The organism is Vibrio sp. ArtGut-C1, from assembly GCF_002105475.1.
GTDB classification, from domain to species: domain Bacteria; phylum Pseudomonadota; class Gammaproteobacteria; order Enterobacterales; family Vibrionaceae; genus Vibrio; species Vibrio diabolicus.
On sequence record NZ_NCTH01000053.1, the window covers coordinates 1 to 14,687 of the forward strand.

At 46.0% G+C, this 14,687-nt stretch carries 14 protein-coding genes; 11 read left to right on the forward strand and 3 right to left on the reverse strand.

Annotated features, from left to right (window positions below; genetic code table 11):
* Positions 1-214: 214 nt before the first annotated feature.
* The gene (locus B7360_RS23675; RefSeq protein WP_005396661.1) at positions 215-1,072 is read right to left on the reverse strand and encodes a LysR family transcriptional regulator; all 858 of its coding nucleotides are present in this window, start codon (positions 1,070-1,072) and stop codon (positions 215-217) included.
* A gap of 140 nt (positions 1,073-1,212) precedes the next feature.
* Between B7360_RS23675 and B7360_RS23680 the strand changes: the two genes are divergently transcribed.
* The 11 genes from B7360_RS23680 (at position 1,213) to yegS (ending at position 13,342) form a co-directional block, all read left to right on the forward strand.
* Positions 1,213-2,739: an arylsulfatase gene (locus tag B7360_RS23680; protein ID WP_006742790.1), complete on the forward strand. Its 1,527-nt coding sequence runs from the start codon at positions 1,213-1,215 to the stop codon at positions 2,737-2,739.
* Positions 2,740-2,853: 114 nt separating this feature from the next.
* Positions 2,854-4,155, forward strand: coding sequence for an anaerobic sulfatase maturase (locus tag B7360_RS23685; RefSeq protein ID WP_085344810.1), 1,302 nt, complete (start codon positions 2,854-2,856; stop codon positions 4,153-4,155).
* Positions 4,156-4,240: 85 nt separating this feature from the next.
* Positions 4,241-5,224, forward strand: coding sequence for a MoxR family ATPase (locus tag B7360_RS23690; protein WP_085344811.1), 984 nt, complete (start codon positions 4,241-4,243; stop codon positions 5,222-5,224).
* 12 nt (positions 5,225-5,236) lie between these two features.
* Positions 5,237-6,199: a DUF58 domain-containing protein gene (locus B7360_RS23695; protein WP_085344812.1), complete on the forward strand. Its 963-nt coding sequence runs from the start codon at positions 5,237-5,239 to the stop codon at positions 6,197-6,199.
* Positions 6,200-6,778 (forward strand): DUF4381 domain-containing protein, encoded by a 579-nt coding sequence (locus B7360_RS23700; RefSeq protein ID WP_085344813.1) that lies wholly within the window; start codon positions 6,200-6,202, stop codon positions 6,776-6,778.
* Positions 6,771-7,841 (forward strand): VWA domain-containing protein, encoded by a 1,071-nt coding sequence (locus tag B7360_RS23705; RefSeq protein WP_085344814.1) that lies wholly within the window; start codon positions 6,771-6,773, stop codon positions 7,839-7,841. Before B7360_RS23700 ends, B7360_RS23705 begins: the two co-directional genes overlap by 8 nt.
* Entirely contained in the window at positions 7,834-9,564 is a 1,731-nt protein-coding gene (locus B7360_RS23710) for a VWA domain-containing protein (RefSeq protein ID WP_017448136.1), read from the forward strand. The genes B7360_RS23705 and B7360_RS23710 overlap by 8 nt, the downstream gene beginning before the upstream one ends.
* Positions 9,561-10,877, forward strand: a complete 1,317-nt coding sequence (locus B7360_RS23715; protein WP_085344815.1) for a BatD family protein — start codon at positions 9,561-9,563, stop codon at positions 10,875-10,877. The genes B7360_RS23710 and B7360_RS23715 overlap by 4 nt, the downstream gene beginning before the upstream one ends.
* A gap of 49 nt (positions 10,878-10,926) precedes the next feature.
* On the forward strand, positions 10,927-11,352 hold the full coding sequence (locus tag B7360_RS23720; protein WP_005498583.1) for a bifunctional diaminohydroxyphosphoribosylaminopyrimidine deaminase/5-amino-6-(5-phosphoribosylamino)uracil reductase RibD: 426 nt from the start codon (positions 10,927-10,929) through the stop codon (positions 11,350-11,352).
* 173 nt (positions 11,353-11,525) lie between these two features.
* The gene (locus B7360_RS23725) at positions 11,526-12,431 is read left to right on the forward strand and encodes a LysR family transcriptional regulator (protein WP_085344816.1); all 906 of its coding nucleotides are present in this window, start codon (positions 11,526-11,528) and stop codon (positions 12,429-12,431) included.
* An 8-nt stretch (positions 12,432-12,439) separates the two neighbouring features.
* The gene (yegS, locus tag B7360_RS23730; protein WP_085344817.1) at positions 12,440-13,342 is read left to right on the forward strand and encodes a lipid kinase YegS; all 903 of its coding nucleotides are present in this window, start codon (positions 12,440-12,442) and stop codon (positions 13,340-13,342) included.
* 77 nt (positions 13,343-13,419) lie between these two features.
* Here the strand turns inward: yegS and B7360_RS23735 are convergent, their stop codons facing one another.
* Together B7360_RS23735 and B7360_RS23740 are read right to left on the reverse strand one after the other, a co-directional pair.
* Positions 13,420-13,755, reverse strand: coding sequence for a NirD/YgiW/YdeI family stress tolerance protein (locus B7360_RS23735; protein ID WP_085344818.1), 336 nt, complete (start codon positions 13,753-13,755; stop codon positions 13,420-13,422).
* A 15-nt stretch (positions 13,756-13,770) separates the two neighbouring features.
* Positions 13,771-14,418: an AcfA family outer membrane beta-barrel protein gene (locus tag B7360_RS23740; RefSeq protein ID WP_085344819.1), complete on the reverse strand. Its 648-nt coding sequence runs from the start codon at positions 14,416-14,418 to the stop codon at positions 13,771-13,773.
* Positions 14,419-14,687 lie beyond the last annotated feature (269 nt).

Below are 14,687 nucleotides of genomic sequence, written 5' to 3' on the forward strand. Positions count from 1 at the left end.
CCCATCAATATAATGGTGGATTAACACCAAATGAATCAGAACGACAGTTCTGGTTTCCTCATAAAACCGTGGCCAATTTTACTTGACCACTACAAGTGCTACGTAAGCAATACCATGCAACCATATAGAAAAGAGGCTCATATGAGCCTCTTTTTTCCGTCTAATAAAAGCTTTCAGAGCAACGAATGGCAAAGAAAATGCGAATCAACAAGGCCTACAAGGAAACTGGCTCGTAGTGCGCAGCCGTTAAGTTCGCTTTAATTTTTTCACGTAGCGCAATATGAGCAGGGTTGTTCATCTCTCGCTTATGGTAAACAAACTTGTAAGGGATAGCGCATATAGAAATAGGGCATTGCAGAACTTGAAGCTTAAGGGCTTTACTCCATTTGTTTGCAAAAGATTGAGACACTAAGCCTAAACAATCGCGTTGCGCGACGTACAACGCCATACCAGCAAGCGAAGATGTGATCAAATCGACTTTTCTCTCTTGAATAGTTTCTTGGGATAGCTGTTCAAAACCGCTCATGTTGTTCCATTTCCCTGAAAACAAACAGTGAGTTTCCTCATAAAACTGTTCTTTTGAGAGCGAGCCTTGCACGCGGGGATGATTCTCACGACAGATAATCACCGCCTCTTCTTCGTAGGCATCTTCAATAATAAATGCGGCATCTTTTGTGATAACAGTATCAATGACAAGATCGACTTTTTGTTGTCTTAGAAGCTCAAATAATAAGAACTTTTCGGGTGGCGATTCATAAAAAATAGTGTTCTTTATCGGGTCCATAATGTGCAATAAAATTTCGGAACAACACACTTCAAAATGATTCTTATCGGATATCGCATTATCAATAATATTAACCGCTTGCTGGAATTGCGGTAGCAGCTGATAGGCGGTAGATGTTAGTGCGATACCTCGCCCTTTTTTGACAAATAATTGCTTATCGACCACTTGTTCTAAACGCTTTATTGCAGCGCTCACAGCGGGTTGTGTCAGCCCCAATTGTTCCGCGGCTTTCGTATAAGATTGGAACTCCGCAACAACAAGAAAAGTTTGGATCAAATTCAAGTCCATAACGTTACTCATAAATTTAATTTATAGGTTAACTAATTCTGACTGCATTTATCGCCTGAAATTAGTGCTTTATCTTATATCAACAATGGTATTGAAAAGCGAATACCATTTTTACGCACTAGCGAACTCTTGGAGATAATATGAAAAATGCGACCAAAACGAGCAGTAAAAAACTCGTACTTAACGCATGTACGTTAGCATTAGGCGCTGCATCTGCAGTTGCACACGCAGCGGACAAACCCAACATTCTTGTCATCTTTGGTGATGATGTTGGTTACTGGAACCTTAGTACCTACAACCAAGGCATGATGGCGTACAATACGCCGAACATCGATAGCATTGCTAAAGAAGGTGCGAAGTTCACTAACTTCTACGCACAGCAAAGTTCGACAGCAGGCCGTTCTGCATTCATTACTGGTCAAATGCCAAAACGTACTGGTCTATCAAAAGTGGGCTTACCAGGCGCTCCGCAAGGTATCTCGGAAAAAGATCCAACGATTGCAACCGTGCTTAAGCAAATGGGTTATGCAACCGGACAATTTGGTAAGAACCATTTAGGCGACCGAGACGAACACCTTCCTACCAACCACGGTTTTGATGAGTTTTTCGGCAACCTATATCACTTGAACGCGGAAGAAGAGCCAGAGAACGTGGATTATCCTAAAGATCCAGAGTTCAAGAAGAAATTTGGCCCTCGTGGCGTAATCCACTCTTACGCTGACGGCAAAATTGAAGATACCGGTCCACTTACGCGTAAGCGTATGGAAAATGTTGACGGTGAATTCCTTGATGCCGCGGAAACCTTCATAGAAAAACAAGTAAAAGCGGATAAGCCGTTCTTTACTTGGTTTAACACCACTCGCATGCACAACTTCACGCATGTTCCTGAAGAATACCAAGGTAAAACAGGCGCTGGTTTCTACGCGGATGGTGTTAAGCAGCACGATGATCAAATTGGTCAACTACTTAACAAGATCAAAGAGTTGGGTGTGGATGACAATACAATCATTGTTTACACCACTGACAACGGCCCTATGGTTGATTTGTGGCCTGATGCAGGGATGACACCATTCCGCTCTGAGAAAAACACTGGCTGGGAAGGCAGTTTCCGTGTGCCGATGTTGATTAAATGGCCTGGAAACATCGAAGCAGGTAAAACGTTCAACGGCATGATGTCATTAGAGGATTTCTTCCCGACATTGGTTGCTGCAGCGGGTGACACCAAAGTTAAAGATGAATTACTAAAAGGTAAGAAAGTTGGTGATATGGACTATAAAGTTCACCTAGATGGTTACAACCAACTGCCATATCTAACGGGTAAGTCAGACAAATCTGCTCGTAACGAATTCGTTTACTGGAGCGATGACGGCGATCTTGTGGCATTACGTCAAGGAAAGTACAAGTTCCACTTTATGATTCAAGAGAATGAAACGGGCATGGATGTATGGCGTAAGCCTTTCACTAAACTTCGTGTTCCATTGATCTTCGACTTGAGTATCGATCCATTCGAACGTGGTGACCAAGGTATGGGTTACTCTCGTTGGATGTACGAGCGTTCATTCCTAATGATGCCAGCGGTAGAGAAAGTGAAAGAGGTAATGGGTACGTTTAAAGAGTTCCCACCTCGCATGGAAGCAGGTTCATTCGTACCTAAGTCTTCTAAGTAATAAAGAACATCGATAATCCATAGCGCTCTTCGGAGCGCTATATACCCAAATAGCTTCCCGTTTACTGCACTACGCTTGCGAGGTTATTTGGGTATATTAAATAGTGAGAAACGTATGAGTAAGATTTCCCCTCGCCATTCTACTACCATGCCTATTGTTCCTCTTAAAACGGCGTCTAAAGCACCGGTTCCGGGTGCGTACGATCGTCGATTACATGTGATGGCAAAGCCAGGCGGAGCAAAATGCAATATCGATTGTCAGTACTGCTTTTATCTGCATAAAGAAAATCTACTGCACCAAGAAAAGCAGCCAAAAATGGACGACGCAACATTGGAAGCGTTCGTGAAAAGCTACATCGAAAGTCAGGATGGCGAAGAAATTGTATTCTCATGGCAGGGCGGGGAGCCAACGCTGCTTGGGTTGGACTACTTCCACAATGTCGTAGCTCTGCAAAAGAAACATCAGCCGAAAGGCGTTCGCATTGAAAACGACCTTCAGACCAACGGCATTTTGCTAAACGATGAGTGGTGTGCGTTTTTAAAAGAGCACAACTTCCTAGTTGGCTTGTCGATTGATGGGCCACGAGAGCAGCACGACAAATATCGCAAAACCCGCAGCGGTAAGCCGACGTTTGATCTGGTGATGAAAGCGGTAGATAAGCTCCAAGCGCATGGCGTGAAATTCAACGCGTTGGTGACGGTCAATCGGCACAATGCGAAATACCCGCTCGAAGTGTATCGATTTTTAACCCAAGAATTGGGTGTGACATACATTCAGTTTGCACCGGTGGTTGAAGCGAACGACTTCCAAACAACCGCACCGCAGTTTTGGAACGAACAGATGATCCCAACCAAAGGCAGTGATCTGGCGAAACCGGGTCATCCAATGTCTGTTGTGACGGATTGGTCGGTTGATCCTGAAGACTGGGGACGCTTTTTAATGGCGACCTTTGAAGAATGGGTGAATAACGATCTTGGCCGTGTACTGGTTAACCTGTTTGAAACCGCGGTAGCGCAAGTAATGGGGAAACCGTCTCAGCTTTGCGTGACAGCTGAGTTTTGTGGCAAAGGCTTGGCGATTGAGCACAATGGCGACGTGTTCAGTTGCGACCACTATGTATACCCAGAATACAAACTCGCCAACATTCATGAACACTCATTGAATGACATGGCATTCTCTACACGACAATACACCTTTGGCATGGCAAAACGCGAATCTTTGCCGACGTATTGTAAGCAGTGTCCCTACTTGCCTTATTGCTGGGGCGAGTGTCCGAAAAACCGTCTGATCAAAACGCCGAATGGCGAGGCTGGACTAAACTATCTGTGTTCGGGAATCAAAATGTTCTTTGATTACGCATTACCGATGTTGGTTGGTCTTGCACAGCTTCTCCAATCTGAAGAACCGCAAAGATAACATAGTGAATATAACCTTAAGTTATTTCATTTGTTCTTATACTTAACTATTGAAAAGACGGCTTAAACCACTGAAAAGGTACCCTATGAACCACGCACAACAAGCGATAAAAGAACTCATCGAACAAACAGAAAAAAGCGTCATTGGACAAAGCCACGTGGTTCGAGCTTTAGTCATCGGGTTATTAACGAACGGGCACATTCTTCTAGAAGGTTTGCCGGGAACGGCAAAAACACGTTCTGTAAAATCGTTGGCGAACTTGTTAAACACCAGTTTTGGTCGAATTCAGTTTACGCCAGATCTTTTGCCATCGGACGTGACGGGAACCGAGGTTTATCAAGAGTTGGATGGCAAGCCGCAACTTCATTTTCAACCAGGGCCAATTTTTAACAGCATAGTGCTTGCCGATGAGGTCAACCGTGCGCCAGCCAAAGTACAAGCCGCACTGCTTGAAGCCATGGCCGAAGGCACGATCACGGTAGGCGATAAAACTCACGTATTGCCAGACTTATTTATGGTGCTTGCAACGCAAAACCCAGTAGAGCAAGAGGGCACGTACCCGCTGCCAGAAGCGCAAATGGACCGTTTTATCATGAAGGTTACCGTCGATTACCCAGAAGACGACGCTGAACGTGACATCATCCGTTTGGTGCGCAGTGAAGAATTAGGTGCGGAAACCAGCAGCGAAATTATTACGCCAAAACACATCGAGCCAGATGTGGTGCTAGAAGCACGTCGTCAACTACCTGATATTGTTGTGTCAGATCTAGTGGAAAACTACATTGTCGCGTTAGTGATGGCGACTCGTAAGCCAGAGCGTTATGCCGATTCAAACTTAGCAAAATGGATTGAGATTGGCTCTAGTCCTCGTGCTTCCATCGCACTAGACAAATGCGCTCGTGCGTATGCGTGGATGCAAGGACGTGACCATGTCACTCCTGACGATGTGCGAGCCATGATTCCGTCTGTACTGGGCCACCGTTTTTCTTTGACCTACGATGCATTAGCAGACGGAGTCGATCACCAACGCGTCGTGCAAGAGCTGCTAGATTGTGTAGAAATTGGGTAAGCGGGAGGCATTATGGCTAAGCCAACTCTTGCGCCAAAATCACAGGGGATGGATCCCCGTTTGTACTGCGATTACGCTCGCTTAGTACGCTTGCAAGCACAAGCAGAATCATTCAGTTTACTTCCTCACCTAAAAGCGGGTAGCGTACTCTCAGGCCGCCACAATTCGCTGTTTCGTGGTCGTGGATTGAACTTCGAAGAGCTGCGTCATTACCAATTGGGTGACGACATTCGTAATCTGGATTGGAAAGTTACGATGCGCACAGGCAAACCGCATGTGCGTAGCTACACCGAAGAAAAAGATCGCAACGTGATCGTGTGTGTCGACCAGCGCAGCGCAATGTTTTTTGCTTCGACACAAGTAATGAAATCGGTTGTCGCGGCAGAAATCGCGGGCATGTGCGGGTGGCGCGTGTTAAAAGATGGCGACCGAGTTGGTTTTGTCATCGCATCCCAACAGGCGTTGTTTCACAGCAAGGCACAGCGTTCGCAAAACGATCTTCTGGCGCAACTTAAACGCCTCGCTAAAGCCAATCAATCGCTCAATGTGGACTCCCGCAATTCCGAAAAAGTGACGTTCAGTCAATGGATTGAGCTCATTAAACGCATGAAGCTCAAACAATCCACATTGATTTTTATCAGCGACTGGAGCGACTGCGAGGAGCACCATCTTGACCACCTTAAACAGCTACAACAGCACAACGATGTTCTCGCAGTAATGGTCAGTGACCCATTAGAACAAGCGCTACCAGACGATTTGGCAAAATCGAAATGGGTGGTTGGTGATGGGCAGTATCAACTCAATTTAGACAGCAAAGCAAAGGTAGAAGCCGCGAGCGCAAAGCTTGAGGCTCGAACTAGCTTACAGCGACAATCACTCTCTCAACTTATGGCGATGAAACACCTTCCGCACATCGAACTCGATACGACAGGCGAGCACATTAAACAATTTCAAAAACTGGTAGGAGGGCGTTAAATGAGTGGTCTTCCTACGCCTCCGAGTACCTACATACTCAGAGACCTACATGATGTGGCCGTGCTACCAAGCGTGAGTTGGTATCCGCAAACTATTGGCTGGAAGATTTTAGCGGCGGTTGCGCTCATTGCATTGGTGTATGTCGCGTATCGTTTGGCTCAACAGTGGTGGTGTAACCGCTACCGACAAGAAGCTCTGTTGACGATTTCGCAAATCAAACCGAGCGACAAAGGCATGCCTAAAGCATTGTTCTCTGTGCTTAAAATTGTGCTGATTCATGTTGATAGCCGTAACGCGAAATTGTTTGATACCGCCTTTTTGCGCAAGCTTGATGCGCTATATCCGCAAACCGGAGATTCTCAAGCAAACTCGCAAGTGGTCTTTAACGATGAGCTTTCAAAGCGCTGGCTACAAAGTATTGTTGACCCCAGCGTTACGCTAACCAATGAAGAACGAGTAACGCTTATTGCTCGTGCGAAAAACTGGGTGAGTGAACACCGTTGTGATGCTCAAAAAAGCGCGGCAAAGAAATCTCCATTATTGAAACGCAAAGCAAATCAGGGAGGTCAACATGAATGATCTTCTTGCATCGCTAACTGGTTTGTCTGGTTTTGAATTTGCTCACCCAATGTGGTTTCTGATTTTGCCGCTGCCATTGGTGGTGTACTACTTGGTGCCTGCATATCGCACTAAGCAAATGGCGATCAAAGTGCCGTTTTTTAGTCAGTTGGTGGAAGCGATTGGCGAGACGCCATCAGAAGGTGCAAGCCAGTTAACCCCAAGCTGGTGGCAACGAGCAACGTTAATTCTCTCATGGCTTTTGGTGGTGTGTGCGATGGCCAAACCCACCGTGTTAGGTGAGCCTCAAATTCGCGAGAGTTTAGGGCGCGATGTGATGGTGGTGGTGGATCTTTCGGGTTCCATGGCCGAGCCTGATTTCACGTCTCGTACAGGTGAAAAAATTTCTCGCCTTGATGCGGCGAAAGAAGTGTTGACGGAGTTTGTTCAGTCTCGTAAAGGAGACCGATTAGGCTTGGTTCTTTTTGGTGATGCCGCTTTTGTGCAAACGCCATTTACCGCAGACCAAAAAGTGTGGCTCGAATTGCTTAACCAAACCGATGTGGCGATGGCAGGGCAGAGTACCCATCTTGGTGATGCAATTGGCTTAGCGATTAAAGTTTTTGAGCAAAGCGATAAGTCGCGTGGTGCTTTAGAACAAGATCAAAACCGTGAAAAAGTCGCGATTGTATTAACCGATGGTAACGACACGGGCAGCTTTGTCGAACCGATTGATGCGGCGAAAGTTGCGAAAGCCAAAGGCGTGCGAGTGCACGTGATTGCGATGGGCGATCCGGAAACGATAGGTGAAACCGCGTTGGATATGGACACGATTCATCGCATTGCAAAAGAATCTGGCGGTGAAGCGTTTGAAGCTCTCAACCGTGATGAACTGTCGGCTGCCTACGACGAGATTGGTAAACTGGAACCTCAACTTTACGAAAGCACCACATACCGCCCAAAACAAAGTCTTCACCATTACTTGATGGCGTTAGTGGTCATCATGCATTTACTCGCGTTCAGCGTCGCGACACTCAAAAGAAGGGCTGCAACACGATCATCATTAGGAGAGAGCGATGTTTGATTCTCTTAGTTGGACGCAATTTTTTACGCAGTTTCATTTTATTCGACCGCTGTGGTTACTGGCTTTGATCCCCATGTTTTTCTTGGTATGGTTGCGCTGGCGAGAAGAAAGCAAACCAAGCTGGAAGGATATTCTGCCCGAACATTTACGCAATGCTTTGACGATAGGCGAGCGAGGTTGGCGCAAGCAACTGCCGCTTAAGCTCTTGATGCTGATTGTACTAATCGCCATTGTGATTTGTGCAGGCCCAACGTGGCAACGTGAATCTTCTCCCTTTGGTGAAGATAAAGCCTCTCTGCTTGTGGTGCTTGATAACAGCGACTCGATGCTGCAAAAAGATCTCCCACCAAGCCGCCTTGAGCGTTCCAAACAGAAAATACGCGATTTGTTAGTTGCGCGAAAAGGCGGAAAAACGGGTTTAGTCGTGTTTGCGGGCAGTGCTCATGTGGCGATGCCTGTGACTCAAGACAGCAAAGTATTTGACCCATTCTTGGCGGCCATTACGCCAGAAATCATGCCCGTGCAAGGTAAGCTTGCTGAAAAAGCCTTGCCGTTAATTGATCAACAATTGCAAGGTCAACCAGGCTCCACCGTTTTGTTGGTGAGCGATGGCGTGAACCCGGCCACGATTAAGCAATACCAAGCGTATTTTGAAGGTAAACCTTATCAACTGTTAATTCTTGCTGCGGGGAATACAGACATCGTGAGTAACAACCCGATGGATTTGGATTCTCTGCAAAAACTGGCCAGCCAGACCAACGGTCGATTGGTGGAAGTGACGGTCGATAACAGTGATATCGAACAACTGAATCGATACGTTGAGCGCAATATGCAGCTTAATGGCGAATCTTCAATGCCTTGGAAAGACATGGGTTATCAACTGCTGTTCCCAATCGCGTTGATCATGATGCTGTGGTTTAGAAAAGGGTGGTTAGTGCAGTGGTGCGTGATTGCAATGGTGAGCGGTACACTGTTGATGCCGACCAGTGCAATGGCGGAGAACATTTCTGTTAAAGCCGAGCAGCCACAAGTTGTGCAAAAAGTGACGACCTTCGACAAGGTGGCGCAATGGTGGTGGGATTTGTGGCTGACGCCAGACCAACAAGGACAGCGTTTGTTCAACCAACAAGCGTATTTAGAAGCTGCAAAACACTTTGTCGATCCATTACGCAAAGGCACGGCGTACTACTACGCAAGCGAGTTTGAGCTCGCGCACAGTGCGTTTTTGGAAATGCAAAACGACCCGTCCGAAGAGGTTCGAGATTACGGTCTTTACAATGCGGCGAGCGCATTGGCGCGCCAGCGTGAATATTTGGCTGCTCGCGACTTGTTAAAATCCTTAGCCAGCAAGCCAACGTTGAACGAGTCGTTAAGACCTGATGTTGAGCACAACTTGAAAGTGATTGCTGGCATCGTCGATGAGATAAATCAGATGAGTGAAAGTCAAGCCGGAACAGAGCAAGAGGCGTCAACCGAGCTAGGCGACAACCCTCAAACCGCAGAAGGTGCGGATGAACAAACGTCAGCAGAGTTGATGATTAAAGAGACGTTAAGCGCAGACGACATCTTAGGTAGCCAAGAGTTAGCCGACAAGTGGCTAAAGCGAGTCGAAGCGGATCCGAAGTATTTCTTACGCGCTAAATTCCAAATTCAATTACGCTCGCCAACAACGGGTAGCTCAACTACGACAACGGAACACAATACAGAGGAGGCTGCTCAATGATGATGAATGCCCATCGCGTTACCTCTTTTACACTTCCTGCACGGATAGTGGCATGGTTAGTGGTTTGTTTGAGTCTGTTCGTAAGTCGTCACGTTTTCGCTCAGGATATTTACGATCTTCAACGCAATCATGGTGTTGAGTTGCAAGCGTGGGTTGGTCAACAACCAACGGCTGGAGAAAAGCGTAAAACGCCAAGTTTTAGTGTCAACGAGCAAGTCATTTTAACCATCGAAGTGGCAACGCCGCGCTGGTTTACGGGGGGGACGCGAATTGCCAGTATTGAAATGCCCAATGTTATCGCCAAACAGCGTAATCAGTTAGCCACTAACTTCACGGAGCGCAAGGGCGGACAAACTTGGTCGCGTCAACGCTGGGAAGTGACTTTGTATCCGCAAGCATCTGGTGATTTTGTGATTCCACCTGTCGCAGTGGGCGTTCAGGTGTCGGCGCCGGACGGCGAGAAGGTGTCAGGCACACTTTACACGCAGCCGATTAAGTTCAAAACCGCCTTGCCATCGGGATTGTTGAGCGGTGACACGCCTTGGTTTTCTGCAACGCACGTAGACGTAAAACAAGAGTGGGAAACCTCCACTGAGTCACTTAAAGTTGGGGATGCAATCACGCGTAAAATCACCATTTTGGCTCATGATTCGCTATCTGTGTTGCTACCAGACTTGTTGAAAGGAGAATCAACAACCCGTTACCAAGCGTATCCTCAACCGCACCGTCTTACAGATACGCAAACACGTGGTGATTACCAGTCAACACGCACAGAAGAGAGCGTGTACGTGATTCAACAAGGTGGTGAATTAACTCTGCCAGATTATGAGTTCCGTTGGTGGAACAGTAAGACTCAACAAGTGGAAACGGTGGTGTTAGAGGGCAAAACATTTGTTGCGAAGCACACGTTGAAATCCTTCATCAAAACGTACTTTGCATGGATTGTATCCACGCTTGTATTGCTGGGTTTTGTGATTATTTCATTGGTAGCCATTAAACGTTACTACCGCAACAGACCGACACCAGCATGGTTGACGTTCCACCGTTTGTTAAAGGCTAAACGCTGGTCTGAAGCAAGGGCCGTATTGTACAAACAATTGCGTTTAAATACGGCAGAGCTGGAAATGACCAAAGCCGATACGAGTAAATCGTGGCAAAAAAGTGCGTCGCGAATGCAAAATGGCGAAAATAGCGCTCATTTAATGAAGTCGATGTGGCGCAAGATCCAGACCAAACAACAACGCTTTAAATTCCGTATACCGCGAGCGTTACCAGAACTGGACAAAGTCATTGGAAGAGATGGCAATGAATAAAACGGGGCGCTAATATAGCGCCTCGTTTTTATTAGAGAATAGATTTCAAATGAGCCAAGAGTTTATGCGCCGCGCATTGGAAGTGTCCAAAAATGCGCTTCCTGAATGTCAACCCAACCCGCCGGTTGGCTGCGTGTTAGTGAAAGACAACCAAATCGTTTCAGAAGGTCATACTCAAGCTATTGGTGGCAACCACGCGGAAGTAGAAGCGCTGAATGCATATCAAGGCTCGTTAGAATCGGTGACGGCATACGTTACGCTCGAACCGTGTTCGTTTGTAGGTCGCACGCCAGCTTGCGCGGTGACATTAGTAAAATCCGGAATTGGCAAAGTCGTCGTAGCCATGTTGGATCCAGATCCGCGCAACAGTGGTCGAGGTATCGAGATTCTAAAACAAGCCGGTATTGAGGTAGAAATTGGTTTATGCGGCGAGGAAGTCAGCGAGTTTCTTACCCCATATTTAGGCAAATCTTAATGTAAGTTTTGGCTTGCACGTTAGCTACTCACTTATGCGGTGAGTGGAGTACGTCAAAATTGAGTTAAAACTCATTAAAACAGGTCGTACCGCCCATTTCTTGTACTTGGCTACGTTAACTATCATGCTGTTAGATTAAAATAGAGAAAGTGATTTTCGAAAAATTTAATAGCATGAAACCGACCGATCTTAATCTTATCCCCATCTTTATTGCCATTTATGAAGAGGGGAACTTATCTAAAGCAGCAGCACGTCTCAGCATCACGCAGCCCGCAGTCAGCAAAGCGTTGGCACGCCTTCGTGATATTTATGACGAACCTTTATTTCATCGCTGTACCAAGGGGGTAGAACCTACCTCTTTTGCTATGGATATTTACCCTGCGCTGCTTACTTCGGTGCAAAACTTTACTTCAACTCTGACGGCTTCTAGCGAATTTGACCCTAAAGTGTCGAATCGAGTGTTTTCCATTGCTTGTGTCTCTGTTGCAAGTTTTGAGTTGCTCCCTCAAGTTATGAAACAGATCCGTGAGTTGGCACCACATATTGCTTTAGAGGTTCATCCACTCTTTACAGAAGATTTTGAAAGCGATCTGCGTTTGCAACGTTACGACTTGATCATTGATATCGCGCCAAGAGCACGAACAGTTTTAAAAGTTGAAACTGTGCTTACTGAGCGCTTGGTGGTGGTGTCTAGCGAGGAGCACCCACGCTTAAAGGACGAGATTACGGCTGAACAATTTTTTGAAGAAGAACATGTGGTGGTTTCGCAGTGGCAGAGTCGTAAGAGCTTGTTAAACGCCGATGATATTGTCGACTTGGACAAAAGAAAGGTAAAGTATCGAGCTTCTGGCGTGTTGGAAATGCTACCTGTTATCTGCGGTAGTGAATATATTGGTTTAATGCCCGAGTCGATGATCAACTTGTTCAACCACACCTATCATGTTAAATCTTTATCTATGCCATTTGATGAACAAACCTATGAGCTCTGCACAATATGGCATCCTAGTCGGACAAACGACAGTGCCCATCAATGGTTGCGATCACAGATTAAACAAGCAGAGAAAACCATCAACCAATAGGAAGTGCAATGAAGAAGACAATACGTGCCATCCTTAACGGCAAAAAAGCTGGGAACCCAGAGTTAAGAGATGCAATCATGAAAATGAGAGACAAGGGCGTTGATGTGCAAGTGCGAGTGACTTGGGAATCTCAAGACATGCCGCGCTTGGTGAAAGAAGCGGTTGATGAAGGGATTGAACGTATTGTTGTCGCTGGTGGCGATGGGACCGTCAATGAGGCGGCTTCTGCGATTATCCAAATTGAAGAAGAAAAACGCCCCGAGTTAGCCATTATCCCTTTTGGTACCGCAAATGATTTTGCCACCGCGATTCAAGTGCCAGCTTCTATCAAGGCGTCTTTATCTCTCGCCGTAGAAGGGCAGTCTGCTTTGGTCGATTGTGTCAAGGCTAACGATCGTTACTTTATTAACGTGGCAACAGCAGGGTTTGGCGCAGAAGTTACGGCAGAAACGCCTGTTGAACTTAAAAACTTTCTTGGTGGCGGCGCTTATACACTAACCGGTGTTGTAAAAGCGCTCGGCTTTAAACCTTATGACGGAACAATAACAATTGAAGGCGGGGCTTATCAGGGAGAAATGTTGCTTGGCGCTTTCTGCAATGGTCGCTTAGCTGGAGGTGGGCAAGAGTTAGCGTCGAAGGCGATGATTAATGATGGCTTGATGGATCTAACATTGGTGCGTCCATTCTTACCTCATGAGCTGCCAAAAGTTATCGAAGAGATCAATAATCCTAGCGAGAAAGGTGAGTTTGTAAAACACACAAGAGCAAGCTGGTTGGAGATAGACTTTCCAAATCCACTTCCGCTCAATTTAGATGGTGAACCATATCATTCGAGAACAATACGGTTTGATGTTCAGCCTAAGAGTATACGATTGGTCTTGCCGCAAGATTGTCCTTGCTTGACCAGCTAAACGAGTAGTTTCACGGCCCATAAACAACACAGCCTCCAATATGTGGCTGTGTTGTTTGTGTTGAGGTGTCAGGCGAATTAAAGCTTTTGAATGGTCTCTACGTCGATCTGCTTGGTTGTCCACTCTGAGTCAACTTCGCCTCGAATCGTCACTTTATCGTTTGGACTAACGTCTAGCCCCATCCAATCTTCATTGTCGATTTCCACTTCGATTTCACCAGTCTCATCTTTGAACAAGTAAGTCTCGTTACCAAGAGATTGAACAATGTGCCCGGTTAACATGACGGCGCTGTCGTCGGTTGCGTTGTGCGCCTCTTTTACCGAATTAATTACGCTTATTTCTGGACCATTAAACGCGGCGAAAGCTGAGCTTGAAAGTAGGGCAAACATGGATGCTAAAATCATTTTTTTCATTATCGTCTCCTTAAATTAGAAGTAGTAAGTTGTGCCTACGTTAAAGGATGCAGTGTTTGCGTAGCTGTCTAGTTGATATTTTGCGTTTGCACCAATGGTGAGCTGCGGGAAAATTCTGTATTCCGCACCCACTGAGAACATTGCGCCTAGCTCGTTGTTTTTCTCTGTGTTGTGGAAAAGCGTGTTGTTCATTTCTACATCATCATTCGCGACAAGCTCATATTCTTGATGTTTCGAAACTTTGGTGTCGTATTGCGTGTACGTTAGACCCGCTTTGAATTTTGTTGTCCATTTATCATTTAATGTATAGTTAAACACAGGTGCCAACGACACTTGCTTGGCTTTGATTGACGCATCCCAATCCATTTCATGATGGTAATCTTTGCCATCAATTTGTTTGATATCAAGGTTCTTTGAACGATTATCATCAAGGTCAAATTGGCTGTAGCCCAACTCTAGCGCCCAGTTGTCATTGAACGCGTAACCGACAAAACCTGAGTAAATACCGTCTTCAAGCTCAGGGTTGAGTGTTACGTTGTCAGTTGAAAAGTGAGGTTCCAAATCATGGTCAGTGGTGCCTAGTCCATATTCCAGACCTACATAAGGAGCCGCAGATACCGAAACTGAGCAGGTAACAAGTAACGCAAGAAGTGTTTTGTTCATTTTATTTTGCCTCTTCAAATCAACTTAGTGAGTAGAAGCGCATTTTGTGTGAAGAAGCGTGAAGCGATCGTGAAGAAACGAAAAAATTTTTAGAAAAAAGAGCAAGGGGCGATAACCGAGGGGCGGTTTGAGTGAACAAACACCAAGCTCTTTATATAGAGTAAGTTAAGTTGCTGTGTAGTGGTCAAGTAAAATTGGCCACGGTTTTATGAGGAAACCAGAACTGTCGTTCTGATTCATTTGGTGTTAATCCACCATTATATTGATGG